Source organism: Pseudarthrobacter sp. C4D7 (assembly GCF_013359725.1).
In the GTDB taxonomy this organism is placed as follows: domain Bacteria; phylum Actinomycetota; class Actinomycetes; order Actinomycetales; family Micrococcaceae; genus Arthrobacter.
This window is the reverse complement of the sequence record NZ_JABFMW010000022.1, coordinates 51,063-76,487: the sequence shown is the minus strand read 5'-3', so window position 1 is coordinate 76,487 and position 25,425 is coordinate 51,063. Positions and strand designations below refer to the sequence as shown.

General features: G+C 64.4%; 23 protein-coding genes and 1 pseudogene. 16 read left to right on the top strand and 8 right to left on the bottom strand.

Annotated elements, in window-relative coordinates; translation table 11 throughout:
* The first annotated feature begins 143 nt into the window (after positions 1-143).
* A complete protein-coding gene (locus tag HNO81_RS14895) occupies positions 144-1,166 on the top strand; it encodes a LysM peptidoglycan-binding domain-containing protein (protein WP_175318882.1) in 1,023 nt (340 codons plus the stop codon).
* A 137-nt stretch (positions 1,167-1,303) separates the two neighbouring features.
* Positions 1,304-2,008: an EAL domain-containing protein gene (locus HNO81_RS14890; RefSeq protein WP_175318881.1), complete on the top strand. Its 705-nt coding sequence runs from the start codon at positions 1,304-1,306 to the stop codon at positions 2,006-2,008.
* Positions 2,009-2,031: 23 nt separating this feature from the next.
* Here the strand turns inward: HNO81_RS14890 and HNO81_RS14885 are convergent, their stop codons facing one another.
* Positions 2,032-2,337 (bottom strand): hypothetical protein, encoded by a 306-nt coding sequence (locus HNO81_RS14885; protein ID WP_175318880.1) that lies wholly within the window; start codon positions 2,335-2,337, stop codon positions 2,032-2,034.
* A 197-nt stretch (positions 2,338-2,534) separates the two neighbouring features.
* Here HNO81_RS14885 and HNO81_RS14880 point away from each other — a divergent pair, with 197 nt between their 5' ends.
* The 4 genes from HNO81_RS14880 (at position 2,535) to HNO81_RS14865 (ending at position 6,615) form a co-directional block, all read left to right on the top strand.
* Positions 2,535-3,905 carry a polysaccharide lyase family 1 protein gene (locus HNO81_RS14880; RefSeq protein WP_175318879.1) on the top strand — a complete coding sequence of 457 codons (1,371 nt, stop codon included), beginning with the start codon at positions 2,535-2,537 and terminating at the stop codon, positions 3,903-3,905.
* Positions 3,905-5,785, top strand: a complete 1,881-nt coding sequence (locus tag HNO81_RS14875; RefSeq protein WP_175318878.1) for a pectinesterase family protein — start codon at positions 3,905-3,907, stop codon at positions 5,783-5,785. The genes HNO81_RS14880 and HNO81_RS14875 overlap by 1 nt, the downstream gene beginning before the upstream one ends.
* A gap of 98 nt (positions 5,786-5,883) precedes the next feature.
* The gene (locus tag HNO81_RS14870) at positions 5,884-6,243 is read left to right on the top strand and encodes a VOC family protein (protein WP_175318877.1); all 360 of its coding nucleotides are present in this window, start codon (positions 5,884-5,886) and stop codon (positions 6,241-6,243) included.
* Positions 6,244-6,330: 87 nt separating this feature from the next.
* Positions 6,331-6,615 carry a DUF427 domain-containing protein gene (locus HNO81_RS14865; RefSeq protein ID WP_175318876.1) on the top strand — a complete coding sequence of 95 codons (285 nt, stop codon included), beginning with the start codon at positions 6,331-6,333 and terminating at the stop codon, positions 6,613-6,615.
* 86 nt (positions 6,616-6,701) lie between these two features.
* Here HNO81_RS14865 and HNO81_RS14860 read toward each other — a convergent pair whose 3' ends face one another.
* From HNO81_RS14860 to HNO81_RS14850, 3 genes are all read right to left on the bottom strand, one after another.
* Positions 6,702-7,058 (bottom strand): hypothetical protein, encoded by a 357-nt coding sequence (locus HNO81_RS14860; RefSeq protein WP_175318875.1) that lies wholly within the window; start codon positions 7,056-7,058, stop codon positions 6,702-6,704.
* A gap of 106 nt (positions 7,059-7,164) precedes the next feature.
* Positions 7,165-7,449, bottom strand: a complete 285-nt coding sequence (locus HNO81_RS14855; RefSeq protein ID WP_175318822.1) for a hypothetical protein — start codon at positions 7,447-7,449, stop codon at positions 7,165-7,167.
* A 107-nt stretch (positions 7,450-7,556) separates the two neighbouring features.
* The gene (locus HNO81_RS14850) at positions 7,557-8,435 is read right to left on the bottom strand and encodes a patatin-like phospholipase family protein (RefSeq protein ID WP_175318874.1); all 879 of its coding nucleotides are present in this window, start codon (positions 8,433-8,435) and stop codon (positions 7,557-7,559) included.
* 189 nt (positions 8,436-8,624) lie between these two features.
* Here HNO81_RS14850 and HNO81_RS14845 point away from each other — a divergent pair, with 189 nt between their 5' ends.
* On the top strand, positions 8,625-9,098 hold the full coding sequence (locus tag HNO81_RS14845) for a GNAT family N-acetyltransferase (protein ID WP_175318873.1): 474 nt from the start codon (positions 8,625-8,627) through the stop codon (positions 9,096-9,098).
* 64 nt (positions 9,099-9,162) lie between these two features.
* Here the strand turns inward: HNO81_RS14845 and HNO81_RS14840 are convergent, their stop codons facing one another.
* A complete protein-coding gene (locus HNO81_RS14840) occupies positions 9,163-10,203 on the bottom strand; it encodes a metallophosphoesterase (protein ID WP_175318872.1) in 1,041 nt (346 codons plus the stop codon).
* 168 nt (positions 10,204-10,371) lie between these two features.
* Entirely contained in the window at positions 10,372-11,238 is an 867-nt protein-coding gene (locus HNO81_RS14835; RefSeq protein ID WP_254703497.1) for a hypothetical protein, read from the bottom strand.
* 145 nt (positions 11,239-11,383) lie between these two features.
* Between HNO81_RS14835 and HNO81_RS14830 the strand changes: the two genes are divergently transcribed.
* From HNO81_RS14830 to HNO81_RS14795, 9 genes and pseudogenes are all read left to right on the top strand, one after another.
* On the top strand, positions 11,384-11,872 hold the full coding sequence (locus HNO81_RS14830) for a hypothetical protein (protein WP_175318871.1): 489 nt from the start codon (positions 11,384-11,386) through the stop codon (positions 11,870-11,872).
* Between the two features lie 143 nt (positions 11,873-12,015).
* Positions 12,016-12,915: a MurR/RpiR family transcriptional regulator gene (locus HNO81_RS14825; RefSeq protein WP_371818279.1), complete on the top strand. Its 900-nt coding sequence runs from the start codon at positions 12,016-12,018 to the stop codon at positions 12,913-12,915.
* Between the two features lie 37 nt (positions 12,916-12,952).
* Positions 12,953-13,864, top strand: coding sequence for an NAD(P)-dependent oxidoreductase (locus HNO81_RS14820; protein WP_175318870.1), 912 nt, complete (start codon positions 12,953-12,955; stop codon positions 13,862-13,864).
* A gap of 37 nt (positions 13,865-13,901) precedes the next feature.
* The gene (locus HNO81_RS14815; RefSeq protein ID WP_175318869.1) at positions 13,902-15,449 is read left to right on the top strand and encodes an aldehyde dehydrogenase family protein; all 1,548 of its coding nucleotides are present in this window, start codon (positions 13,902-13,904) and stop codon (positions 15,447-15,449) included.
* 7 nt (positions 15,450-15,456) lie between these two features.
* A complete protein-coding gene (locus HNO81_RS14810; RefSeq protein ID WP_175318868.1) occupies positions 15,457-16,698 on the top strand; it encodes a M20 family metallopeptidase in 1,242 nt (413 codons plus the stop codon).
* Positions 16,695-18,080: a DUF3100 domain-containing protein gene (locus tag HNO81_RS14805; RefSeq protein ID WP_175318867.1), complete on the top strand. Its 1,386-nt coding sequence runs from the start codon at positions 16,695-16,697 to the stop codon at positions 18,078-18,080. The genes HNO81_RS14810 and HNO81_RS14805 overlap by 4 nt, the downstream gene beginning before the upstream one ends.
* A 217-nt stretch (positions 18,081-18,297) precedes the next feature.
* The gene (locus tag HNO81_RS14800) at positions 18,298-19,389 is read left to right on the top strand and encodes a type I restriction endonuclease (RefSeq protein WP_175318866.1); all 1,092 of its coding nucleotides are present in this window, start codon (positions 18,298-18,300) and stop codon (positions 19,387-19,389) included.
* A gap of 309 nt (positions 19,390-19,698) precedes the next feature.
* Positions 19,699-19,821 (top strand): annotated as a pseudogene (locus HNO81_RS20475) (AAA family ATPase); the annotation flags it as partial.
* 515 nt (positions 19,822-20,336) lie between these two features.
* The gene (locus HNO81_RS14795; protein ID WP_254703496.1) at positions 20,337-21,506 is read left to right on the top strand and encodes an ATP-dependent endonuclease; all 1,170 of its coding nucleotides are present in this window, start codon (positions 20,337-20,339) and stop codon (positions 21,504-21,506) included.
* Between the two features lie 28 nt (positions 21,507-21,534).
* Here the strand turns inward: HNO81_RS14795 and HNO81_RS14790 are convergent, their stop codons facing one another.
* Positions 21,535-23,562, bottom strand: a complete 2,028-nt coding sequence (locus HNO81_RS14790) for an ABC transporter ATP-binding protein (protein ID WP_305791424.1) — start codon at positions 23,560-23,562, stop codon at positions 21,535-21,537.
* Complete coding sequence (locus HNO81_RS14785; protein ID WP_175318864.1) at positions 23,559-25,292, bottom strand: ABC transporter ATP-binding protein; 1,734 nt, start codon at positions 25,290-25,292, stop codon at positions 23,559-23,561. The genes HNO81_RS14790 and HNO81_RS14785 overlap by 4 nt, the downstream gene beginning before the upstream one ends.
* Between the last annotated feature and the right edge of the window lie 133 nt (positions 25,293-25,425).

Here is a 25,425-nt window from a genome sequence, read left to right as displayed (position 1 = left end):
GGCATCGGCGGCACAACCCCCATCAGCCGCGTTCACAACCTCAGTGGGAATTACAGCTAGGCTCACTCCTGGTCCGGTTCCGGGCACTGACCCTGCACAGCCGGACTATGGGGGGCATATTCGTGGGGAAAAGCAGCGGCGGCATGAGGACATTCCAGAGGCCCGCGTGGTCACGCGCCGCGGTTATCCTCCTCCTGCTGGCGGGGTTGGCGGGATGCTCCTCCTCCGATCACCCCGCGGAGCCTGCGTCCGCCGTCCAGTCCACCCCCAGACCCACTGCGTCCTCCACCGCGAAGCCGGCCCTCAGCGGGGAAACCGTGCGGGACTCGTTTGGCAACGCAGACTTCTACACCACGGCGGCGGGCGACACGCTCGCAGCGGTAGCGAAGGCGTACAAGCTTTCGGAGGCGAAGGTGGCCGGGTTCAACGGACTCCAGCCCGGAACTCCGCTCGTTCCGGGCACAAGACTGCGACTGATGCCGGCCGGTCCAACGCGGGGCGCAATGGGCGCCGCCACCGGCGACGTAAACGGCATTCCAACGGGTTACACCATAGAGCCCGACGACAGCCTGGCCGGCATCACTTACCGGTTCAACCTGACCGATGAGCAGCTCGCGGAAGCGAACAAGGTCCCGTTCACCTATGAAAAGGGGAACGTTTTCTTTATTCGCGCCGGAAGAGTCATCCAGCTGCAGAAGAAGCCGGTGGACAGCCGCTCCGGAACCGGTAAAGAGGTCACTAATTCGTTTGGCCAGACGGTCTTTTACACCACAGTGGACGGCGACTCGTTCGACAGCCTCGGCTACAAGTTCCGGTCCACCACGGCACAGATCCTGCTGTACAACCCGTCCCTGGCGGCGGACCAGCCCATTCCTGCCGGCACGAAGGTCCGCCTGATTCCGGGCGAGCTGAAAATCGAGGGCGCCCAGGGAAGCTTCACCGCCGACGCCAACGGGATTCCGCTGACCTACACCACGGCGCCCGGGGACACAGAGCGCCAGATCGTCTTCCGCTTTGGCGTGACCGACCTGCGCGCGGCCAATCGCCCCAGCAGAGGCACAGGCGGGGCGTGGTACGAATTCACGGACCTGCCGGCCGGGGAACTGGCACCCGGGCAGACCATCAGTGTGGCGCTGGACAGGCCCATCAATAATCCCGAACGCTGACACAAACACCCAGCCCCCGGCCCCACTCACCGCGGGCAGGGACCTGAGGTGCCCTACTCTGGAGTAACCCTAGAGAGGACCCGACATTGGCGTGTGACGGCTGCACTACTTCTTCCCGGCTGGACTTTGACTTCAGCATGGCCTTCCAGCCGATCTATAACGCCGGGGCGGAACGGGTGTGGGGCTATGAGGCCCTGGTGCGGGGCTTGTCCGGCGAGGGAGCCTACGAGGTCCTGGGAAGAGTGCTGCCGGAACAGCGGTACCGTTTCGACCAGGACTGCCGCGTCAAGGCCATCGAACTGGCGGCGCGGCTGTTTCCGGCGGATGAGGAACTGATGCTGTCCATCAACTTCATGCCGAACGCAGTCTACGAACCTGCAGCCTGCCTCCGCGCCACGCTTCTGGCCGCCAAGCGCTGTGACTTCCCGCCGTCCTCCATCATGTTCGAGTTCACGGAAAACGAAGAGGTCGCCGACACTGCCCACCTCACCAGCATCATCACCGAGTACCGCAAGCACGGCTTCACCACCGCCCTCGACGATTTTGGTGCCGGCCACGCAGGACTGGGACTCTTGGTGGACTTCCAGCCGGACCTAATGAAAATCGACATGAAGCTGATCCGTGGCATCGACACCAGCCATGCCCGGCAGGCCGTGGTGGCCGGCATCGGAAACATCGCCAAGGAACTCGGGATCACGGTCCTTGCCGAGGGCATCGAGACAGAGGAGGAGTTTCGGGTCCTCAAGGCTGCCGGGATCTCGCTGTTCCAGGGCTACTGGTTTGCCAGGCCCGAGTTCGAGGCGCTTCCCAGAATCCGCGCGTTGGGCAACGTCGCGGCGTAGCACGCCAGACCTTTATCCGGCAGTCATCGTTGACCGGGATTGCCACTCCGGCCCAGCCGGTACCCCGCCCAGAACGCCAGCAACAGCAGCCCCGCAACCATGAACGCCAATCCGATCTGGGTGCCTTGCGTCATGAAGGCCGCCCCGTTGGCAACGAAAGGTGTGTTGCTGAGCGGCGCGTAGGCGAACCAGCCCGTGAAGTCGCGGTTCAGGTAGGCAATCAGGACCCCGGCCAGCACAGTCACCAGGCCCAGCAAGGGCACAAGGGCGGCAGCACCCGCGGCGCGTTTGGACGGTGGATGCTCTTCAGGAGTGGTGTTTTCCCCCATGCCCGCGAGTCTAGCCGGAAGCCTGGGCCGCTCACCCAAAACAGGATGCACCCTTTGCTCCACTCCAGAAACATCCGTCACTTCCCTTGCTGAGAAACCGTTTTCTCGATAGGGTCCTTGTCAGCGCCCTACGGTGACCGGCGTCATAGTGGACCGCGGACCGGGGCGCAGTTCATTCCAATGACGGAAGAGAGAACATGCGAAAAAGCCATGCCCACCTGTCTTTATCCGCAGCACTGGCCGTCGCCGGCGCCCTCATGATTTCAACCCCGGCAGGGGCAGCTCCAAACCCCGCCGCCGACCCCACCGCCCAGACGGCGCAGACACCGCTGGAACGCCAGATCCTCGCCACGGGCAACGGCTGGGCGTCCGAGGGACCAGGAACCACCGGCGGCTCAGCGGCAACGGCCGCCCACGTCTACGACGTGCGCAATAAAGCCGAAATGGTGGCAGCCTTCGCCGAAGCCGGCACCCAGCCAAAGATCGTCCGCGTGCATGGAGCAATCAACGCGAACTCGGCCCCCAACGGTTCCCTGTTGACCTGCCAGGACTACGCCGAAGGCACGGGATACAGCCTGGAGCAATATCTCCAGGACTTCGATCCCGCGACCTACGGCCGCAGCCAGGAGCCCTCGGGGCCCCAGGAAGATGCCCGCCGCCTGGCAGCCGCAAAGCAGGCGAAGACGATCCGCTGGGACATCCCAAGCAACACCACCATCGTGGGAGCCACTCCGGACAGCGGCATCACCGGCGCGGCACTGCGGATCAACGGAGCCACCAACGTGATCGTCCGCAACCTGACCTTGAACGATTCCGCGGACTGCTTCCCCGCGTGGGACCCCACTGACGGTGCCGAGGGAAACTGGAACAGCGAATACGACCTTCTGCAGGTCATCAACAAGGCCACGCACGTCTGGATTGACCATTCGGCCTTTACCGACGCTCCAAACCTTGACAGCTCGCAGCCCATCTACTTTGGCCGCCCTTACCAGGTGCACGACGGCGCGGTGGATGTCACCAACGGCTCGGACCTGGTGACGATGTCCTATAACCGGTTCTCCGACCACGACAAGCTGCTCCTGATCGGCTCCACCGATTCACCCACCCGGGGCGACCCCGGCAAGCTCCGCGTCACCATCCACCACAATGTCTTCGAAAACGTGGGCCAGCGCGCTCCGCGGGTCCGTTTTGGCCAGGTGGACGTCTACAACAACCATTACAAGGTCACGGCGGACAGTCCCATCCCCTACGAGTACAGCCTGGGCGCCGGCTTCAGCTCCCATCTGTATGCGGAAGCCAACGCCTTCACCCTCCCGGACGGCATCACCGCCGCGGACATCATCGGCCGCTACAAGGGGACGGAAATCACCACCATCGGCAATGCTGTGAACGGCAAGATCACGGACCTCCGTGCCGAGTACAACGCCGCTGCCGCGCCGGCCGACCAGCTGGCCGCAGACACCTCCTGGACACCCGCCTACCGCACCCAGATGCATCCGGCGCAGGCTGTACCGGCCCTGCTAAAGAACTCCACCGGCCCCATCTTCACCTCCGGGGCTGGCTCCTGATGGCCGCTACGCAGCCCAGCCGGCGCAGCGTGCTGGCAACGCTGGCCCTCACCGCCGGGTCCGTGGCGCTGTCCGGAACGGGTACGGCCACCGCCGTTACCCCAACCAGCCCGGACCCCGCCAGTCCCCGCAACAAGCCGGTCATCTTCGTCGTCGGGGACTCGACGTCGTCGGCGTACCAGCAGTCCGAGCGGCCCCGCGCCGGATGGGGCCAGGCGCTCCCGCTCCTCTTGGGCCCGCAGGCCACGGTGTTCAATTACGCGTGGTCCGGCGCCTCCTCGAAGAGCTTCGCTGATGCCGGGCTGCTGGACAGGGTCCTCGCCCTCATGCAGCCGGGCGACTACCTCCTGATTTCCTTCGGCCACAACGACGAGAAGGTCTCAGACCCCGCACGCGGAACGCTTCCAGAGTCCACCTACAAGGCGTACCTGGGCCGGTACATCGACGGGGCCAGGGCACGCGGCGGCAAACCGGTCCTGGTGACGTCCGTGGAGCGGCGGCGCTTCGATTCCTTCGGCAACGCCCAGGATTCGCACGGTGCGTACCCACAGGCGGTGCGGGAACTGGCCGCAGCGACGGGGACGCCGCTGGTGGACCTGACGGTTTCCTCCAAGGAGCTGTGGCAGCACCTCGGTCCGGAGGAAACCAAGAAGCACTTCCTGTTCCTGGCTCCCGGTGAGTACCCGCAGTATCCGCAAGGGTCGGAGGACAACACCCATTTCCAGGCCTCGGGAGCAGTTTCAGTGGCACGCCTTGTGGCACGCGAACTGCAGCAAAAAGCGATCATGCCACCGGGCTACTTTCAGAAGATCGACGCCGGCACTGACCCCTTGATGACAATGTTCTGGCCCAGCGAACGTCCTGTGGATGTCCCGGTGACCCTTGACGTTGGACCCGGGAAGACGTTCACCACGATCCAGTCGGCCGTCGATTCCGTTCCGTCCGGGAGTACCCGGCGAACGGTCATCAGGATCCAGCCCGGCACGTACCGCGAAGCAATTCGCGTCCCGGCGGACAAGCCCCGCGTCTCGCTGGTCGGGCAGGGCGGCCGCCCGGAGGATGTTCTGCTCGTGTTCAACAACGCATCGAGCACGCCCAAGCCCGATGGCAGCGGGAACTACGGCACCTCCGGCAGCGCGTCGGTCCGGATCGACGGACCGGACTTTGTGGCCCGGAACCTGACCATCAGTAACGATTTCGATGAAACCGCCAACCTGGGCATGAAAGACCGCCAGGCCGTGGCCCTGCACATCACAGCCGACAGGTCTGTCCTTTCGCAGGTCAAGCTGCTGGGCAACCAGGACACCCTGCTGGTCAATTCGCCCGGTGCCGGCGTCACGGCGCGGTTCTTTTTCGACCGGTGCTACGTGGAAGGGGATGTCGACTTCATCTTCGGCCGCGGCACTGCCGTGTTCAGCGGCTGCGAGATCAAGTCCCTGGACCGGGGATCCACCACGAACAACGGATACGTCACGGCCGGAAGCCAGGATCTGTCCATCAAGTACGGCTATCTTTTTGACCAGTGCAGGCTGGTGTCCGACGCGGCCAGGAACAGTGTCCACCTCGGCAGGCCGTGGCATCCAAGCGGTGACCCGAAGGCGGTTGCCCAGGTCCTGTTCCGTGATTCCTGGCTGGGCGCGCATATTTCGGCCAGCCCGTGGACGGATATGAGCGGCTTCTCCTGGCGGGACGCGCGGTTCCATGAGTACAACACCCGTGGACCGGGAGGGCAGGTGACCCCTGACCGCCCGCAACTGCCCGGATCTGAGGCTGACAAGTACACGGCCCGGAACTACCTGCAGGGTGCGGACGGCTGGGCGCCACAGCTGGAGGGAACGACGGCGGACTGCAGCGCAGTGCCGTCAGCGCCGGCAAGGTAACGACAGGAGGGGGCAGGCCCGGTTCCAGCGCGGAGCCGGGCCTCTCCCCTGCCGGCGGTCCCTGGCCGGGGCGCACCGTCCGGGTTTAGGCTGGCCGGATGTTGACCATCGGCACCATTGTCCTCGGCGTCAACGACGTCGCCGCCGCCACGAAGTTCTGGAACAATGCCATCGGCTATGTCCCCCGGGAAGCCGGTGACGATACCTGGGTGACCCTTGTGCCGTCGTCGGGCCCGGGCGCGGAACTGTCCCTCATGCTCAGCGAAACCCCGGTCCAGGACCACCCAAGAATCCACCTGGACCTGTACGCGGACGACCAGTCCGCGGAGGTGGAACGGCTGGTTTCGCTCGGTGCCCGGCGCGTGGACTGGGACTCGTACCCTGACAACCCTGACTTCGTGGTCCTGGCAGACCCGGACGGAAACCTGTTCTGCGTGATCGACAAGAGCCCACGGTAGGGCCGCCGGGAACAATGCCCCCTGCCAACCCGTTGGCATCCGTACTACCGCCTCCTTGATGTGGGCGGCAACCACGGAAGGGATGTCATGGTCAGGGCTGTCTGGAACGGACAAATCATCGCCGAATCCGCGGACACCGTGGTGGTGGAGGGTAATCACTACTTCCCGCGCGACGCCGTGAATCCCGCGTACCTGCGGGACAGCGACAAGAACACGTTCTGCCCGTGGAAGGGGACGGCGAGCTACCACACGCTGGACGTTGACGGACGGCTGAATGAAGCTGCGGCCTGGTACTACCCGGAGCCCAAGCCGCGCGCCGGGCATATTGCGGGCAGATTCGCCTTTTGGCGCGGCGTCACCATCGAGGACTAAGGGACTGGACGACGGCGGATACCCACCCGCCGTCGTCCACCCCCCCAACAGTGTGGCCCGGCACGCGCCGTTGAGCGCCGGGCCGGCTACGCTGCCAGCGGCAGGTTGAAAAGCTGTTCGGCAAGCCCGATGAGGTGGCGGGGAACGTCACACTCGCCGCCCAGCCCGTCGCGGCCAAGGAACAGGGCAGTTCCCTGGATGGTCCCGGCGAGATCGATGCCGGCCTCCCGGATGAGAACTTCGGCCCGCGGATTCGTGGCAGGCCTGATGGCATGTCCGTCCAGATAATGGCTGTCCAGGTAGACGTGCCAATCCGTGCCGGCCAGGCGGCGGACGCCCCCTGACGCGATCCTCTGGACGGCCTTCTGGTCAAGCGCGATCAGCCGGATGTGAACTGGCTGGGTAAGCCGGGTGGGCACGACGAGGGCGCTATAGGAGCTCATGGCGGTGTCCTTTGTTTGGTCTCCCTGCTTTGGGCATTGTGGAGCTTGCCGGGTTGGCGCGGGCGGCCGCGGGCTAGGAGTCCCGGGCGGCCGCCCGCTGGCCCGGTCAGCGCTGGTTCTTGCGCGGTTTTACAAAATTCAGTTCATTATGTTCGCTTTTTGCTCTTTTTTCGGCCCGTTTCTCCAGGATTGACTTGCCGGCTTTTTTCGCGGCGCCGCTTTTGGGGGATTTTCCGGACATCGGAATCACGCCTTTCTTTGCCTTGCGTTTACCCGATACCATACCTACTTTTATTTTTTTATCCAGTCCCAGCCAGGTGGCTTGATCCCTGCACTGGCGCCGCACAGCACCCCTTTCGGGACGCTCCTCAGGAAAACGAGGGATGCGCATGGATTACGTTAGAAAATTACCCGGAGACTTTCCTGCCGGAAACTTTGGAGAAAGTGGATAAACTTCAGGAATTCTCGGGAAAGCTGCTTTTTATTTTCCCGGCCAGCTCACCGCCAGAATTCCGAGAGCCCTCCGGCCAGCACTTTTCCCTGGCGGTACCCGGCCTCCGCTGCGGCAGGACGGAGTGACAGGTCCATCGCGTTGGACCCGAACAGGTGCCCGGCATCCGCGTCCGGGAAGACCGTTTCCACCCGGCTGCCGGACTCCCGCAGCTCCTGCACCTGCGCTGACAGCTGCATGCCCCACGCCACCGGCATCCGGGTCCTGCCGCCGAAGGGTGAGAGGACCAGAACCCGGCCATACCCGGCAGCCAGATCGGCGTTCTCATTGCGCCGGTAACCGCCGTCGATATAGCTCCTGCCACCAATCCGGTACGCGGAGCCGCTGGAGCAACTGGCGGCGACGGCGTCAACGAGGTCTGTGCCGCCGTGGCGGTCTAAGACAACCGGCTCACCCGTGCCGGCGTCCACCGCGGTGATCAGCAGTTCGTGCTCCGGCCATTGAGCTGCCGGCAGCCGTGCCGCGACGGTGGCGCGCCAGCGTTCCGAGGCGTCAAAGCCCTCAGCGAGGTCGATGGCCGCGGCACCCATCCTGCGCCGCATGTCCGCCGCATCCGCGGAAGCAGCAATAATCCGGCCAGTGCGCTCCAGGTGGCTGTGCGTGGGACTGCCGGCTGCCTGCGCCCCGGCCGGACGGGTTCGCTGCGGAACGGGACTGTCAAGAATGGCGGCATAGAGTCCGGGAAGGGTGGAGCCGGCGATTTGGGCAGCGGCGGTGGACCCGGCCGAGGTTCCGATGACCCGGTGGGCGCCGGTCACGTCCAGTCCGGCGTCCGAGAGCCCGGCGAGGACCCCGATCAGCCAGGCGTTGCCGGTGGAGCCGCCGCCGCCAAGGACGAGGGCGCGTGAAGCTGGTGTTGTGTTCATGGGAGTCGCCTTTCGCGAAGTTGCCTGTGCGGCGCTCCCGGTGGCGGCTGGTCAGCCGCGGATCGTGGGCTGGGAGGGAGCACCCATTACTGCTGCAGCGTTCATGGGTCTCACCTCCTGGAATCGGGTCACGATCAGATGAATCGTGGCACACCGGCGCGGACGTCCGCAACGGGTAAATTTGAACCGATGATTTCGATTGACGTTGACAGCCCCACGCGTGCTGACGTTCACCAACTCCTGAGTGAACACTTGGCCGACATGTACGCCACCTCGCCCACCGAGAGCGTCCACGCCCTGGACCACTCCGCCTTGTCGGTACCGTCGATCACGTTCTGGACGGCCCGCGAGGACGGCGGCCTCCTGGGCTGCGGGGCCCTCAAGCTTTTGGACTCCCCCGCCGGCATAGTGCGGCATGCCGAGATCAAGTCGATGCGCACTGCGGCTTCAGCACGGGGACGGGGCGTGGCCACCCTCATGCTCCGGCACATCCTTGACGACGCCCGCGGACGGAACCTTGAGCGCGTCTACCTGGAGACCGGAACCGAGGACTACTTCGCTCCGGCGCGGCGCCTGTACGCCCGGCACGATTTTACCGAATGCCCGCCCTTCGCCGCCTACGCGCCGGATCCCAACAGTGTGTTCATGGAGCTGCGTCTCTAGCCTCCACGCAAGGAAGCGGACGACGCCGGGTGGGCACCCGGCGTCGTCCGCTTCAGTTGGGAACTTACTGGCTGAACGGGACCTTCTCCCAGCTCAGCACGTCGGCGCCCTTGGCGCTGTTGCCTGCCACCGTGAAGCGGACGTAGTCCACGGCGTTGTTGGCGCCGTCCACGGTGATGCGCTGCAGGTTGTCCGCGGCGGGCGAGCCATAGATGCCCAGCCAGGGCGAGCCCGCGGCGAGGGGCTGGTTTTCGGTGAAGACGTGGCTGTCGCCGTTGACCAGATAGACCGGGGCGTCGAAGTTGTTCGTTTCCTCGACCATGGCTTGCACGATCCCGCGGAAGCCGGAGACCGTCGCCGGGTTTGCGGTGGCGTCGGCCAGCAGGGACGGATCGAACATGTCGGCCTGCTGCATGAGCACCACGGCGCGGTCGTTGCTGCGCCTGGCGTCGGCGAAGGTCTGGTGGATCTGCGCGATGACCGCGTCCGTGCGGTGTTCCACCTCGGAGAGCTGCTCCGGCGTGGCTTCAGTCTTGCCCAGCCCAGTCCACGGCAGGAGGGAATTATTGCTGCCCTGGACGTTGAGTACGGAGAAGGCCACCCGGTTCTTCTCGAAGCGGACGTCCTCCGGGAGGCCCAGGTTCTCCTGCGACTTCACCGGCATGGCGGCGCCCAGGGTCTTGCCGGGCTGGTTGAAGAAGACGTCCCGGATCTTATCCAGGCGCTCGAGCGGATTGTAGGCGCCGTTGTTGGTGCGGTGGCAGTCCACCCACTCGTTGTCCCCGGGCGTGTAGACCAGCGGGTGGGTGAAGGTGTCGAACTGGGTGCGGATGTACGAGAAGTACTGGTCCGAGCAGACCGAGGAACCGTTCTTGATATCGCCCACGTGTGCTACAAACTTGAGGTCCTTGTCCGCGTTGAGGTCCTGGATCCGGGACGGGAATTTGGCGATCTCCGTGGCGCCGTAGGGGATGTCGCCGATGGCCGCGAAGGTGAAGGCCTGGCCGCCGTCGCCGGTGTTGTCTGCGGCGTGGGCGGGAGCTGCCGCTGCGCCGGCCAAGGCGGCAACAAGGGCAAAAGTGGCGAGGGCGGATTTCACGGACACGGATGACTCCTTGAGCGGGGGCTGCTCCGCCGGCTTATCGGAAAGCCGGACGGACGGTGCCTGCCCATGCTGCTGGACCCGTGATAACGGCTGGGGGCTTCCCGGTAGCCGATCGATGAACGCGGAAATACCGGGGCTAAAAATGACTGCCTTTCCACCGCGGGCCGGCTATTTTCCCGCGGGCACCTCCGCGCGTGCCGTCCGGCCATGCGCCTGCGCGGGCCGCCGCCGTTTCCTTTGCCGCCGCCGGCCGCGCACAGCGAAGGGAGGACGGGGCGCACCAAGACGGTCGCCGGTCCAGTACCGTCCGCCGGTCAGGATGCCCGCGAGAACACCGATGACCCACGCATGCGGAAGGGCCATCTGCTCCATGGCTCCCCCGACGAACAGCAGCACAAAAAGGCCAACAGGGATGCCCAGGAGCAGCCAGCTCCGGACCGTGACGGGCAGCGAAAAGCGGAACAGTGCCCATCCGGCAGCGAAAGCACCAAAGAGCAGGGTGAGGGCTGTGGCGGTGGCGGCAGCAGTGGGCGACAGCAGCATCACGGTAGCCGTTCCGAAACCTAACAGCGCAAGCGCGCACAGCCCGTTGACCACGGCCAGCCAGCCACTACCGCCGAAACTTCCGTCGGCTTCCGGTTTGCGGCGCTTGGCCTGCCTGAATTCGGTTCCGGCACGCGGCCCGGACCAGGTGTAGCCACCGGCAATACCGCCGATGATGAAGCCGATAAACCACGGTCCCGACGCCGGAATGCCCACCTTCCCCGCGACGTCCAGAGAGGTGAGAGCGTAAAAGATCGCCAGGTGCGCCCAGCTCATCACGGTGAATGCGCGGACCGATACCGAGACCACGCGATACAGCAGGACCCCGTAGACCACCGCAGCGGCCAGGAACGGTGCCGCCTCCACAATCCTGCCGCGGGTCAGCCAAGCGAAGAGCCCCAGCATCAGTGCGATCATGCCGCCGTAGAACAGCCGCCCACCGGACTGGTCCAGACGCTTCAACACACTCTTCGCCATATCTTTTGCCCCCATGGGTCAAGGGTAAGTGACCCATGGCAGCGCATTTCCCGGGTTTCCGCCTCTGGCTGGCGACATCACCAGCACCACGGCACCGCGGCGTGGCTCCCGCCGCATGGCCGTAGGCTGGGGGTTTCGACGTTCTGCAGGGGGAACAGGAATGAAGCGAAGCACCATGATGGGAACGGCCGTCGCTGCCGCCCTTTGCCTGGCATCCAGCTTTTGCCTGGCATCCTGCTCGGCGCAGCAGCCAGCCCAGCCAACCCAGCCAACGGCGACGGGTACGGCCCCAGCAGTGCAGGAGGAGCTCGTCACCAAGCTGATCACCTCGGACGGGGGTACCAAGGCAGTGACTGTTGAAACCGCGCTGCCAGGACCGCAGGTGCCGGCCACCGTGGCGGGGCAGGTTTCCCGTGACGGCGCAGGGTGCATTACCTTGACCGCGGATGACGGCACCGACTGGACTCTGCTCTTTCCCTCGGGCACCACCTTGAACGGAGAAGCTGCGGAGTTGCCGGACGGCACGTCACTGGCCCAAGGAGAACAGGTAAGCCTGGACGGCAGCAGGGTGCCGGCCGATGAAGGTGTGAGCATGTGCCTGAACTACGCCAGGCTCCTCTCCGTTGAGAAGGCCGCCGCCTCCCGCTGAGTTCCCGGGCCCCCGGCCGGCGAAGCGTGCCCGCAAGGTTTTACATTCCCGAAACGCAAAAGCCTGTTCGCAAAGAAAATTGCAGAGTACATTAGATGCAATTGCAGTTGCAGAGTGATCTGCATTACAAGACAGGTACGTGTGTGAACACCAGCGCTTCCCCGGAGCAGGCATCCGAGCGGCCCGCCGAAAGCGACGGCATCATTTCCCACGCATGGCTTGGCGACGCCCTGCCGGATGTTCCGTTGACCAAGGCCCAGAGCCGGGTGGTGGAGGTGATCCGCCGCAACCCGCAGCTGTCCTCCTACGCTGACATTGCCGAGATAGCCCAGCGGGCCGACGTGAACAGTTCGTCCGTGGTGCGCACGGCCCAGCACCTGGGCTATCGCGGCTGGCCGGACCTCCAGCGCGAACTCCGCTCCCGCTACCTGGTGATGATCTCCACCGAGGACACCCTGGCCGAGCACGGCGAAACCCGCAGCCCGCTCTACGAGGCCATCAACCACGACATTGAAAACCTCCGGCTGACGCTGGACTCCAACACCCCCGAGGAAGCCCAGGCGGCCATCGCCGCGCTGGCTGCAGCGAAGTCCATCACCGTCGCCGGCATCGGGTCCTTCGCCGGGCCGGCCAGCGTCATGGCCCACCTGGGCTCCACCATGGGCTACCCCATCACCCTGGAAAACCGCTCAGGCCCGCACCTGGCCTCGGCCACCAACAGCCTGGGCCCCGGGGACGTCCTGGTGGTCATCAACATGTGGCGCTCGGTGAAACAGATCATCATCGCGGCCGAGGCCGCCAAGCAGGCCGGTGCGACCGTCGTCGCCATCAGCGACCTGCGCCGTGGCCGCCTGGCCACGGCAGCAGACCACCTCCTGGTGGTGGCCTCCGAAGGCATCTCGTTTTTCCAGTCAGTCACCGCCGCCAATTCCCTGATCTACGGCCTGCTGGCCGGCATGGAAGCAGCCCACCCGGAGCGCAGCCGGGCCACGATCCGCCGCACCCAGCAACTCTGGAAAGACCTGGACATCTACCTCGACTAAGCCCCCATCCTTCGATATCCCCCAGGAGTACCCCACTATGAACGAGCCCCAAAACCGCCGCGTCGCCGTGATCGGCCTCGGCGCCATGGGCGGAGCCATGGCCGCCACCCTGCATCAGGCGGGCTGGGACGTCACCGGTTTCGACCCCTCGGAAGCCGCCCGCACAGCTGCCGAAAAGTCCGGCATCGGCACCACGGACAGCCTGTCCAGCCTGGCCGGAATCCCCTACGCAGTCCTCTCACTCCCCGCTGCGGGCATCGTGGAAACCACCGTGCCGCAGCTGCTTGCGGAGCCCGGCACCACTGCCATCATCGACACCACCACCTCCGAGCCCGCCACCAGCAAGCGCATGGCCGAACTCGCGGAAATCCACGGCGCCGCGTTCATCGATGCGCCCGTTTCCGGTGGCCGGGACGGCGCCGCCACCGGCACGCTCAGTGCTTTCGTCGGCGCAACGGACACTGCACTGGCCGCCGCGGAGCCCGTTCTCATGGCCCTTACCGGCGGCAACTACAGCCACATTGGCGGCCCAGGCAGCGGCAACGTGGTCAAGCTCCTCAACAACATCCTGGCCGCCGCCAACCTGGCCTCAGTGGGTGAAGCCCTGGGCGTTGCCAAGGCGTACGGCATCAACCCCGCCACCGCCGCAGCCAGCATCAGCGGTGCGTCCGGCGGCAGCAAGGTGTCGGCCAGCATGTACCCCAACTGGGTCCTTACCGGCAGCCATGATTCGGGCTTCTCCATGGGCCTCATGGCCCGGGACGCCGCCCTCGCCGTGGACGTCGCTGAACAGATCGGCGAAAAGCCGGCGCTTCTGGCCACCGTTGCCAACCAGTGGCAGGAAGCCCTGGCCGCCCTGGGCCCGAAAGCCGACTTCACCGAAATCGCCCGCGCCGTGGCCCCGGCCATCACCCCGGCCGGCGCCCCCGGATCCACACCCGCAGCCTAAGGCCTCCCGGCATCAACGTCCCCAAAGGAACAACACCGTGAGCATCACCACAGCACCAACGCACTCATCCGCTGCCACAGCCAATGAAGTCCTGGACGCCGCCTTCCCCGGCGGCCTGGGCGCCTTCGTGGGCGGCCGCATAGCCACCGGCAGCGGCAGCAGAATCACCCTTACCGCAGCAGCCACCGGCGAGGCCTTCGCCTCCTACGCCGACCCCGGCGCCGGGGGTGCCGACGCCATCCTGGAAAGCTCGACGGCGGGCGCCCGGGTTTGGGGCGCACTGAACGGTTTTGAGCGGGCCGCCATCCTCCGGAACGTCAGCCGCGCCGTGGAGCAGCACGCCGAGGAACTGGCCATCCTGGAATCCGCCACCACCGGCAAGCCGATCCGCGACGCCCGGGCTGAGGCCGCCAAGGTTGCCGAGATGTTCGGTTACTACGCAGGCTGGGCGGACAAGCTCACCGGCCAGACCATTCCGGTCCCTGGCAACTGGCACACCTACACCGAGCGCGTGCCGTGGGGCGTCGTCGTCGCCATCACGCCGTGGAACGCGCCGATGTTCACGGCCGGCTGGAACTCCGCCGCTCCTCTCGCTGCGGGCAACGCGGTGATCATCAAGCCCAGTGAGTTCACCCCGACGTCGTCCGTCCGGCTGGCGCAGATCGCGTACGAAGCGGGCCTGCCCGCTGGGGTCTTCAACGTGGCCACCGGCCTGGGCCAGACCGTCGGTGCAGCCCTGACCACTGACCCGCGCGTAGGCAAGGTCAGCTTCATCGGTTCCGTCCCCACCGGCCGCCGCGTGGCCGTGGCAGCAGCGCAGGCCGGAATCCCGGCGCTGCTGGAGCTCGGCGGCAAGAGTGCCAACATCGTGTTCGCCGACGCAGACCTGGAGCGCGCCGCCGAGGGCGCCATCTCCGCCATCTTCTCCGGCGCCGGGCAGTCCTGCGTGGCCGGTTCACGGCTCCTGGTGGAGCGCAGCGTGCACGCGCAGTTTGTCGAGATGGTCGCCGCCAAGGCAGCCCTGCTGCGGGTGGGCGATCCGCTCAGCGCGGACACCGAGGTGGGCCCCATCATCACCGCGCAGCAGTTCGCCACGGTCACCGGCCTGATCGAGGCGGGGATGGACGACGGCGGCCGCCGCCTCACGGGGGCTGCGTTGCCGGAGTCGCTGAGCGGCTCAGCCCTGAAGGGCGGCCACTGGGTAATGCCCACGCTGCTGGATGGCGTCACCCCGCAGAACCGGCTGGAAACCACAGAGGTGTTCGGCCCGGTCGTCGGCGCCGACGCGTTCGATACCGAAGCCGAAGCCATCGCCCGGGCCAACAACACCTCCTTCGGCCTGGCCGGCGCCGTGTGGACCTCGGACGTGTCCCGCGCCCATCACGTGGCCCGCGAGGTCAAGGCCGGCACGTTCTGGATCAACGCGTACAAGACCATCCACGTGGCGGTGCCGTTCGGCGGATTCGGCGATTCCGGGCATGGGCGCTCTTCCGGCCCGGGTGTGCTGGACGAATACACGCAGACCAAGGCCGTCTGGGTGCCCACGCGCGCCGACGGCTCCCCCTTCCCCTCGCTGTCTTACTAGGAGACCCATGGATACGACTGACATGACCCCCGCAGCAGGTGACCTGCGCGCTGCCTTGGCGGACGGCGTCGAACGCTGGAAGCAGCAGGTGGAGGCGCTGGCCAAGGACATCCACGGCTTCAAGGAACTCTCCTTCGAGGAAGTGAAGTCTGCCGAGGCCATCACCGCGCTGCTGGCTGAGGGCGGCTTCGAGGTGGAGCACGGCAGCGCCGGGCTGCCCACCGCCTTCACGGCGACCGCGGGCAGCGGTGAACTGACCGTGGCGCTGTGCGTGGAGTACGACGCGCTGCCGGGGATCGGGCACGCCTGCGGGCACAACCTGATTGCCGGGGCGTCCGTTGCGGCGGCCCTGGCCCTGCAGCCGTACGTGGACCAGTTGGGCATCACGCTCAAGGCCATCGGCACGCCGGCGGAGGAGCACGGCGGCGGCAAGGTGCTGATGCTGGAGCAGGGAGCGTTCGACGGCGTGGGGCTGGCATTGATGGTCCATCCCGTTCAGGACGGGGTCACCTACAACCCTGCCGGGACCAGCGCCCAGGCCGTGGGCCGGTACAAGGCGACGTTCACCGGCAAGGCAGCGCACGCAGCGGCGGCTCCGCACCTGGGCGTGAACGCTGCGGACGCCGCGGTGCTCAGCCAGGTGGCGATCGGCCTGCTGCGCCAGCAGATCCCGTCCGACCACCGGATCGCCTGCTTTGTGGCCGAAGCCGGGCACGTCACCAACATCATTCCGGAGAAGGCCGTGGTGGAGTTCGAAGCCCGGGCGTTCACCCTGCCGGAGTTCGAGGCCCTGCTGGTGCGGGTGCGGCGCTGCTTCGAAGGGGCCGCGCTGGCCACCGGCACCACCCTGGCGTTCGAGGACACCGAACCGCTGTATGAGCCGCTGATCCAGGACGACGACCTGGCCGCCCACTGGACGTCTGCGATGGATGCGTTCGGCAAGGACACCTCCCCCGCGGCCGGCCTGAGCGGCGGTTCCACGGACATGGGCAACATCTCCCAGGTCATCCCGTCGCTGCACCCGTGGCTGAGCATCCCCGGCGCGGACGTCCCCATCCATTCGCACGCGTTCGCCGCCCTGGCGGACACGCCGCAGGCGTACGGGGTGATGTTCGAGGCCGGTACCGCACTGGCGTGGACCGTCGCCGCGGCTGCCTCAACCCCCACCCAACGTCAACGCTTCACCCAAGCGGCGTACCGCCGTCGTACTTCCCCCCAGGAAGCTGTTACCCAGGAAGGCGCATCATGAGCACTGTCAAAACCGCCCGGACCGATAAGGCCGGCACCAGGCTGACCATCCCCGTCGCCGCGTTGGCGTTCGTGATTGCCCTCGCTGTCCAGTTCATCGGCCAGGCGAAGATCGATCTGGGCATCGGCGCGATCATCATTTTCCCCATGGTCTGGGGCCTGATCCTGGGTCTGCTGGTGTCCATCCAGAAGTTCAAACCGCTGGGCATTGACCTGCAGCGGGTTGCAGCGGCCCTGGTGGGCGTGGCGGTGCTGCTGCTGGTGGCGCGGCTGGCGTTCAACATCGGTCCCAGCCTGCCCACGCTTTTGAAGGCCGGCCCTGCGCTGCTGCTGCAGGAGGTGGGCCATCTGCTGGGCACCATCGTGCTGGCGCTCCCGCTGGCTGTGCTGCTGCGGATGGGCAAGGCGACGGTGGGTGCCACGTTCTCGCTGGACCGTGAGCCGTCCTTCGCCATGGTGTCCGAGAAGTACGGGCCGGATTCGGACCAGTACCGCGGCGTGCTGGCGATGTACGTGTTCGGGACGCTGTTCGGTGCCGTGTTCATCACGCTGCTGACCTCGCTGGTGGCCAACTGGAAGATCTTCGACCCGCTGGCGCTGGCCATGGGTGCCGGCGTGGGGTCCGGGTCCATGATGGCCGCGTCCGTTGCGAGCATCACAGCCGCGTACCCGGGCGACCAGGACGCGATCCTGGGCATGGCCGCCGTCTCCAACCTGATCACCACGGTGCTGGGTGTGTACGTGGGCATTTACGTGGCGCTGCCGCTGGCGGACAAGTTCTACCGGGTGCTGACGCGGAAGCAGGAGAGCCGTGAGGTTGTGGCTGCTGGTTCTGGTGCTGGTGGCTCTGTTGCCCCTGCTGTTTCCGCTGCCGACGCCGAGCGCGAGGCTGCCCAGGCGGAAGAGAACCGGCTGTTCCGCGAGCGGGTGGCCGAGTCCTCCGCCGAGATCAAGCTGCCGCTGTGGCTCTCGCTGTCTGTCCTGACCGTCCTTGGCATTGGAACGGCGTCGATTGCGGCGAAGGGGCTCTCCCTGTCGATTGTGCTGGGCTACGTAATCCTGCTGGCCCTGGTCCTGGTGGGCATTGCGCTGGCGAAGGTCACGCGGAAGATCTCGGCGATCGTGTTCATCACGACTATCGGCGCGTACGTCTCCAGCCCGTGGTTCTTCGGGGCCGAAGCGCTGAACGCGGCGGTCAAGACCGTGGATTTCCTGTCCATCGCCACCGTGATGCTGACCCTGGCCGGCCTGTCCCTGGGCAAGGACATCCCGCTGCTGAAGAACATCGGCTGGAAGATCATCCCCGTGGGGCTGGTGGCCATCACGGCATCGTTCCTGCTGGCCACGGTGATCGCGGAGTTCGCGCTGGGGTTGTGGCACTGAGCTTCTAGTAGCCCGATCCCGGGCGGCTTAGGCGGAGCGGACGACGGCGGGTGGGCACCCGGCGTCGTCCGTTTTTTGTACGCTGCAACGTGACGGCGGCTATTAGCCGGTTGCGTGTAAATGTCGCTCCTCGGATGTAGGTTTTGCTGCAGCAGCTTTGAAATTGCTGGCGGGCACATGGTGGTGTCCGGTTACAGGAAAGTACTGGGGGTACAACATGGAATTTGCGGAGAAGCTTGCTGCTTTGGCGGCAAAAGTGCGTCAGCAACGGGGCGTTATTCAAACCGAAGAGGCAACGAAAAACGCCTTCGTGATGCCCTTCATTTCGACAATTCTCGGATACGACGTATTCAACCCTCTGGAGGTCGTGCCGGAGTTCATCGCCGACGTTGGACTCAAAAAGGGCGAAAAGATCGACTATGCCATCGTGAAGGACGGCGAAGTCCAGATTCTGATCGAGTGCAAGAAGTCGACGGAGCCTGTAAAGATCGAGCATGCCTCACAGCTCTTCCGATACTTCGCAGTTACCAACGCTCGTATCGCCATACTGACCAACGGCGAGGTCTATCAGTTTTTCACTGACTTGGACGCACCCAACCGCATGGATGCGAAGCCCTTCCTCGTGCTGGATTTGAACGACATCGATCAGTCCCTGATCCCCGAGCTCCAGAAACTCTCCAAGGACGTCTTCGACCTGGACTCAATCATCAGCGCCGCCGGTGAATTAAAATACATTGGCGAACTGAAACGAACTCTGGCGGCACAGTTCAAGGAACCAGAAGATGAATGGGTCAAGTTCCTGACGGCCCGGGTCTATTCGGGGCCTTACACGCAAAAGGTTCGAGAGCAATTCACGGTGCTGGTTGGAAAAGCCACAAAGCAGTTCCTCAATGACCAAGTCAACGAACGGCTGAAGAAAGCCCTCGGAAACCCCGGATTTCCGCAGACTGATGAATCGGCAGTACCTGCTGCTGTCACTAGCGCTCCGGTTGCAGAGGCGGACCTCGCTGAGGCTGATGGTTTGGAGACGACTCTTGAGGAGATCGAGGGCTACCAGATTATACGCGCAATCGTCTGCAGCGAGGTGAAGCCAGTGCGGGTCGCTCAGCGGGACGCGAAGTCCTATTTTGCAGTTCTTCTGGACGATAACAACCGCAAGCCCATTGCCCGCCTTCACTTCAACCGGACGCAGAAGTACATCGGCATCTTCAACGACAGCAAGGAAGAAACCCGGGTTCCCATTAATTCCCTCGAGGAAATTTATGAGCACACTGAAGCACTTCGAGCAACCGTCAAGAGCTACCTTTGACGGCCGGGGACAACTGACCTTGAGCGACACCTGTCGGCACTCGCCAATACTCCTTCGCCTGGAAAGAATGGCTCAGCGCCCACCTCACCAGAGTGGAGTTGACACCGATCTACGCTGACGCATCCAACCTTCCACTACGGCGGGAATGCCGCCGCGTAACTCCCGTCGGGTTTGAAGCCGTACCCTTATTACGCCAGCCGTAAAGGAAAAACTCCCAGCCGTTTGGCACGCAGATGACTTGATCTCAGCTATTCGCTCTTTGTGGGCGCATAGCACTTACTAGAAATACACAGAAACAAACTTATACGCATGGAATTAGAATCTCTAAAGATCACAAAATATCGAAGCATCCTTGCACCCACTGAGGTGGATCTGAAAGGACTAACCGTACTCATTGGTCCCAACAATCAAGGAAAGTCCAATATACTCCAGGCTATACGTCTCGGCATGGAAACTATCTCACTAGCCCAACGCCGCCTTCGCCTAAGTTCAGAATCCGGACTTGCCGAAATGCCCCACCTACCGAGGCCAAGGTCCGCCTTCTGGCGTAGTCAGGCCGCCCACCAGGCTGGATCACGCTACGACTGGCTGCGCGATTTCCCGGCCCAGTTGCGTGAAAACGGGCGGGTTAAGCAGGCTTCGGTTCTTAGATTCAATTTTAGTCTTGATGAGCAGGAACGAACGGAATTTTGGCGAGCCACGCGTACTAAAAATAATGGTGCGCTGAGCGTTGAAATAACATTTACCGAAGATGGCATATACCTCGATTTTCCCAAGCCCGGCGGTTCCGGATCATATCGTCGTGCAGGCCGCCAGATCTGCGCATTTATTGAAGAGCACTTCACATTTCTTTATGTTCCCGCAATTCGAACGGCAGACCAAGCAGTAGAAGTGATATCCGAACTAATTACTGATCGCCTAGCCTTGTTAGCAAAAATAACGAGTATTTGGAACTGGTCTCTCGACTCGATGCCCTGCATCAAGAACATGCCCGAGAGCTTTCTAAATCGATCGGCGAGCGACTTGATGTCTACATGCAGGGCAGGAGCGACCTGTCGATCCAACTGCAGACGGGTGGCATCACCGTTGGAGGTCTACGTTCCATCGATGCCATCGAGCTCGACGATGGTGTTTCCACGTCAATTCTCGAAAAAGGAGATGGTGTTAAGAGTCTACTTACCATGGCTCTACTCCATGACCTAGCGGACAGGGGGTCAAGTTCGCAAGTTCTCCTCGCCATCGATGAACCGGAAGCTCACCTCCACCCTGATGCGGTACACAAGATGGCACAGGTCCTTAGAGAGATTGCAGGAGAACAACACGTAATCGTTGCGACTCACAGCCCTGTCCTCGTGAATCGCACTCAGCTCGAAAAGAACTTGATTGTGGAGAACAACTCAGTGACAGAGGTGCATCGAATAGGGCAAATTAGAAATTGCTTAGGCGTGCGACCCTTTGACAATCTTTCCTCTGCTGAGTTCTTGGTATTGACAGAGGGCCCTACAGACTGCCAAGTTATCACGACCGCACTCCGTAAGTACTCCGAGATATGCGCTGATGCTCTTGCAGAAGGACGGCTGGCCGTCACGGATGCAGTCGGGGCAGACAATCTTCCGAATCGAGCAAGGTTCGCCTTGGAAATGATGTCCGACGTCGTCGTCATCGTTGACGATGACTCCTCCGGCAGAGGGGTCATCGAAAAGTTGAGCAATATTGCCTCGCTGGACCGCGACCGTATCCGCAAGCTCTCAGTGCCTGGAAGAAGCCAGAGCGTGCTTGAGGATCTTTATACGCGTGAACTGCAGGAGCGTGCCTATTTCGAATACATAGGTCTAAACCTTCCTGACGCGAAGCCCGCTGACAATGGTTCAACCTGGTCCAACAGGACAAAGAAGCACCTGGCGGCTGCGTCAGCTCTGTGCGAAGACGAAGACTTAGATCTGATGAAGAAGAAACTTGCGGGGTGGGCCGCGGCGGACCTCGACCAGTCGCTCACATGTGAAGCTAAGCGCTTGATGGAGGGGATCATTGCCACCGTCGAAAGGATGATCAGTCAGCGATGTTCCGCAGCCTCACAACTAAAGGCCGTGGTGACAGCTGACTACGACGATGAATGACTCAGCCAGCAGATAACCTTTGTACAACTTAAACCTCCGCCACCGGCGCCGCGAACTGGGCCTCGTACAACCGCGCGTAGGCCCCGCCCGCAGCCAACAAAGAAGCGTGCGTGCCCTGCTCCACGATCTGCCCGGCCTCCATCACCAAGATGAGGTCGGCGTCGCGGATCGTGGACAGGCGGTGGGCGATGACAAAGGACGTCCGGTCAGAACGCAAAGCGCTCATGGCCTTCTGCACCAGCACCTCGGTCCGGGTGTCCACCGATGACGTCGCCTCATCAAGAATCAAAACCGACGGCGACGCCAGAAACGCCCGGGCAATCGTCAGCAACTGCTTCTCACCGGCCGACACGTTGGCACCCTCGTCATCCAGCACCGTGTCGTACCCCTCCGGCAGGGAGTGCACGAACCGGTCCACATACGTGGCCGTAGCCGCCTCCAGAATCTCCTCCGAAGAAGCTGTAGGCCGCCCGTACGCAATGTTGTCTCGGATGGTCCCGCCGAACAGCCACGTATCCTGCAGCACCATCCCCATCCGCGAGCGCAGGTCGTGCCGGCTCATGGTGGTGATGTCCACGCCGTCCAGCGTGATCCGGCCGCCGTCGAGCTCGTAGAACCGCATCATCAGGTTCACCAGCGTGGTCTTGCCGGCCCCGGTCGGACCGACAATCGCCACGGTCTGCCCCGGCTCCGCCACCAGGGACAGCCCACTAATCAACGGCTTATCCGGCGAGTACGAGAAGGACACATCCTCGAACACCAGCCGCCCGCGACCGGCACCATCAGGGCTCTGCAGCCCGGAACCAACGGGATCGGCGGACTGCTCCTCCGTATCCAGCAGCTCGAACACCCGCTCGGCAGACGCTACTCCGGACTGCAGCAGGTTGGCCATGGACCCCAGCTGCGCCAGCGGCTGGGTGAACTGGCGCGAGTACTGGATGAATGCCTGCACATCGCCCAGCTGCATCGCCCCGGACGCCACCTGCAGGCCGCCCACCACGGCGATCCCCACATACACCAGGTTCCCGATGAACGTCATCGCCGGCATGATCAACCCGGAAATGAACTGCGCCCCGAAGCTCGCCTCATACAGCTCCGCGTTCTTCTGCCGGAACCGCTCCCCCACCTCGCGCTGCCGGCCGAACACCTTCACCAACGCGTGCCCGGTGTAGGTCTCCTCGATCTGCCCGTTCAGCTCACCCGTGTTCTTCCATTGCTGCACAAACAGCTTCTGCGAGCGCTTGGCAATCAACGCCGTGATCCCCAGCGTCAGCGGAATGGTCACCAAGGCGATCAGCGCCAGCGTGGGCGAGAGGATGAACATCATCACCAGCACGCCCACCACGGACAGCACCGACGTCACCGCCTGCGAAATGGACTGCTGCAGGCTCTGCGAGATGTTGTCCACATCGTTGGTGACCCGGCTCAGCAGCTCACCGCGCTGGATCGAATCGAAATACCGCAGCGGCAGCCGGTTGATCTTCGCCTCGATCTGCTCGCGCAGCCCGAACACCGTCCGCTGTACCACGCCGTTGAGCACATACGCCGTCCCCCACATGAACGCCGACGCCAACACATACAGCACCAGCGCCCAGGTCAGCACGCTGCCCAGCGCCGCGAAGTCGATCCCCGCGCCGGGCGTCAGCGTCATGGCGCTGAGCATGTCCGCCTTCTGGTTCTCCCCCGCCGCCCGCAGCTGCGCAATCAACTGCGCCTGCGTCACGCCCGGCGGCAGCTGCTTGGACACCACGCCGGAGAAGATCAGGTTGGTGCCCTCCCCGAGCAGCCGCGGGCCGATCACCTGCAGCACCACGCCCGCCACCGCCATGAACAGCACCAGCACCAGCCAGAACCGCTCGGGCCGGAGCGTGCCCAGCAGGCGTTTGGCGGAGCCGCTGAAGTTCATCGCCTTCTCCGCCGGGACGTTCATCCCAGCGAACGGTCCGCCGTGTCCTGGGCCGCCGCGCGGCCTGGGGATGCGTACGACGGCGTCCTGGCCGCCTGCGGAGGCGGGCCCGGCTTTGGTGCCGCCAGCGGGAGTTGGACCGTGGCTCATACCGTCTCCTCCGCTGCCAGCTGGGACGACACGATCTCGCGGTACGTCTCCGATGTCTCCAGCAACTCATGGTGCGCGCCCTGCGCAACGATCCTGCCGTCGTCGAGCACCAGGATCTGGTCCGCATCCACGATGCTGGACACCCGCTGGGCGATGATCACCATGGTGGCCCCCGCAATGTTGCGTTTGAGCGCCTGCCGCAGCCGGGCATCGGTGCCGGTGTCCAGCGAGGAGAACGAATCGTCAAAAATGTACAGCTCGGGCCGCTTCACCAGCGCCCGGGCGATGGCCAGGCGCTGCCGCTGGCCGCCGGAAACGTTGGTGCCGCCCTGGGAGATGGGCGCGTCCAGGCCCTCCTCCATCTGCTCCACGAAGTCCCGCGCCTGGGCGATCTCCAGCGCAGTCCAGAGCTCCTCCTCCGTGGCGTCCGGGTTGCCGTACAGCAGGTTGCTGCGCACGGTGCCGGAAAACAGGTAGGGCCGCTGCGGCACCAGGCCGATGTGCCCCCACAGCAGGTCCGGGTCCAGGTCGCGGATGTCCACGCCGTCCATGAGCACCGCCCCGGAGGTGACGTCGAAGAGCCGCGGCATCAGGTTCACCAGGGTGGTCTTGCCCGAGCCGGTGCTGCCGATGATGGCCGTGGTCTGCCCCGCCCGGGCCGTAAAGTTGATCCCGGCCAGGACGGGCTGGTCGGCACCCGGGTAGGCGAAGCCGACGTCGCGCATTTCCAGCTCACCGCGCCGGACCGCGCTGGTGACCGGGTGCTCCGGCGGCAGGACGCTGGAGCTGGTGCCCAGCACCTCGCCGATCCGGTCCGCTGACACTGACGCGCGCGGGATCATCACCGCCATGAAGGTGGCCATCATGACGGACATCAGGATCTGCATCAGGTAGCTCAGGAACGCGATCAGCGTGCCCACCTGCATGGACCCGTCCTCGATCCGGAACGCACCGAACCAGATCACCGCCACGCTGGAGACGTTCAGGATGAGCATGACCGTGGGGAACATCAGGGCCATCAGGCGGCCGGCGCGGAGGGCAACATCCGTGACATCGGCGTTGGCGCCCGCGAACCGTTCGGTTTCCATGTCCTCGCGGACGAAGGCCCGCACCACCCGGATGCCGGTCAGCTGCTCACGCAGCACCCGGTTCACGGTATCGATCCGGGCCTGCATCTTGCGGAACAGCGGCACCATCCGGGTGACAATGAGCCCGACGGCGATCAGCAGCACCGGGACACAGACGGCAATCAGCCAGGACAGTTGGGCATCCTGCCGGATGGCCATGATCACCCCGCCAATGCTGAGCATGGGCGCGGCCACCATCAGCGTGGCTGACATCAGCACCAGCTGCTGGACCTGCTGGACATCGTTGGTGGATCGGGTGATCAGGCTGGGTGCGCCGAACCTGGTGACTTCCTGTTCGGAGAACTGCCCCACCCGCTCGAAGATGGCCCCGCGCAGGTCCCGGCCGAGGCCCATTGCGGCCTTGGCGCCGAAGTAGACGGCCACCACGGCGCACGCGATCTGCACCAGGGTTATGAGCAGCATGACGCTGCCCGTGGACAGGATGTAGCCGGTATCGCCGCGGGCCACGCCCTGGTCGATGATGTCCGCGTTCAGCGTGGGCAGGTACAGCGACGCAATGGACTGCGCCAGTTGGAACACCACGACGGCGGCCAGCAGCGGCCGGTGCGGCCGCAGGTATTCAACGAGTAGCTTCCAGAGCATGGGCGGCTCCAAACTGACGGTGTGTCCACAAACGTGGTGCGAAGGTCAGTGTACGTCCGGAAACTGGGACTTAGCCGGGCAGTTACAGAGGAACTTGCCGGGTTCTCTCACGGCGTACGGGGGCGGCTGCGGG

What these genes read in the sequence shown, in the direction of transcription:
- HNO81_RS14895 (WP_175318882.1), top strand. Translation starts at nt 144, where the DNA reads ATGAGGACATTCCAGAGGCCCGCGTGGTCACGCGCCGCGGTTATCCTC.
- HNO81_RS14890 (WP_175318881.1), top strand. Translation starts at nt 1,304, where the DNA reads ATGGCCTTCCAGCCGATCTATAACGCCGGGGCGGAACGGGTGTGGGGC.
- HNO81_RS14885 (WP_175318880.1), bottom strand. Translation starts at nt 2,337, where the DNA reads ATGGGGGAAAACACCACTCCTGAAGAGCATCCACCGTCCAAACGCGCC.
- HNO81_RS14880 (WP_175318879.1), top strand. Translation starts at nt 2,535, where the DNA reads ATGCGAAAAAGCCATGCCCACCTGTCTTTATCCGCAGCACTGGCCGTC.
- HNO81_RS14875 (WP_175318878.1), top strand. Translation starts at nt 3,905, where the DNA reads ATGGCCGCTACGCAGCCCAGCCGGCGCAGCGTGCTGGCAACGCTGGCC.
- HNO81_RS14870 (WP_175318877.1), top strand. Translation starts at nt 5,884, where the DNA reads ATGTTGACCATCGGCACCATTGTCCTCGGCGTCAACGACGTCGCCGCC.
- HNO81_RS14865 (WP_175318876.1), top strand. Translation starts at nt 6,331, where the DNA reads ATGGTCAGGGCTGTCTGGAACGGACAAATCATCGCCGAATCCGCGGAC.
- HNO81_RS14860 (WP_175318875.1), bottom strand. Translation starts at nt 7,058, where the DNA reads ATGAGCTCCTATAGCGCCCTCGTCGTGCCCACCCGGCTTACCCAGCCA.
- HNO81_RS14855 (WP_175318822.1), bottom strand. Translation starts at nt 7,449, where the DNA reads ATGCGCATCCCTCGTTTTCCTGAGGAGCGTCCCGAAAGGGGTGCTGTG.
- HNO81_RS14850 (WP_175318874.1), bottom strand. Translation starts at nt 8,435, where the DNA reads ATGAACACAACACCAGCTTCACGCGCCCTCGTCCTTGGCGGCGGCGGC.
- HNO81_RS14845 (WP_175318873.1), top strand. Translation starts at nt 8,625, where the DNA reads ATGATTTCGATTGACGTTGACAGCCCCACGCGTGCTGACGTTCACCAA.
- HNO81_RS14835 (WP_254703497.1), bottom strand. Translation starts at nt 11,238, where the DNA reads ATGGGGGCAAAAGATATGGCGAAGAGTGTGTTGAAGCGTCTGGACCAG.
- HNO81_RS14830 (WP_175318871.1), top strand. Translation starts at nt 11,384, where the DNA reads ATGAAGCGAAGCACCATGATGGGAACGGCCGTCGCTGCCGCCCTTTGC.
- HNO81_RS14820 (WP_175318870.1), top strand. Translation starts at nt 12,953, where the DNA reads ATGAACGAGCCCCAAAACCGCCGCGTCGCCGTGATCGGCCTCGGCGCC.
- HNO81_RS14810 (WP_175318868.1), top strand. Translation starts at nt 15,457, where the DNA reads ATGGATACGACTGACATGACCCCCGCAGCAGGTGACCTGCGCGCTGCC.
- HNO81_RS14805 (WP_175318867.1), top strand. Translation starts at nt 16,695, where the DNA reads ATGAGCACTGTCAAAACCGCCCGGACCGATAAGGCCGGCACCAGGCTG.
- HNO81_RS14800 (WP_175318866.1), top strand. Translation starts at nt 18,298, where the DNA reads ATGGAATTTGCGGAGAAGCTTGCTGCTTTGGCGGCAAAAGTGCGTCAG.
- HNO81_RS14790 (WP_305791424.1), bottom strand. Translation starts at nt 23,562, where the DNA reads ATGAGCCACGGTCCAACTCCCGCTGGCGGCACCAAAGCCGGGCCCGCC.
- HNO81_RS14785 (WP_175318864.1), bottom strand. Translation starts at nt 25,292, where the DNA reads ATGCTCTGGAAGCTACTCGTTGAATACCTGCGGCCGCACCGGCCGCTG.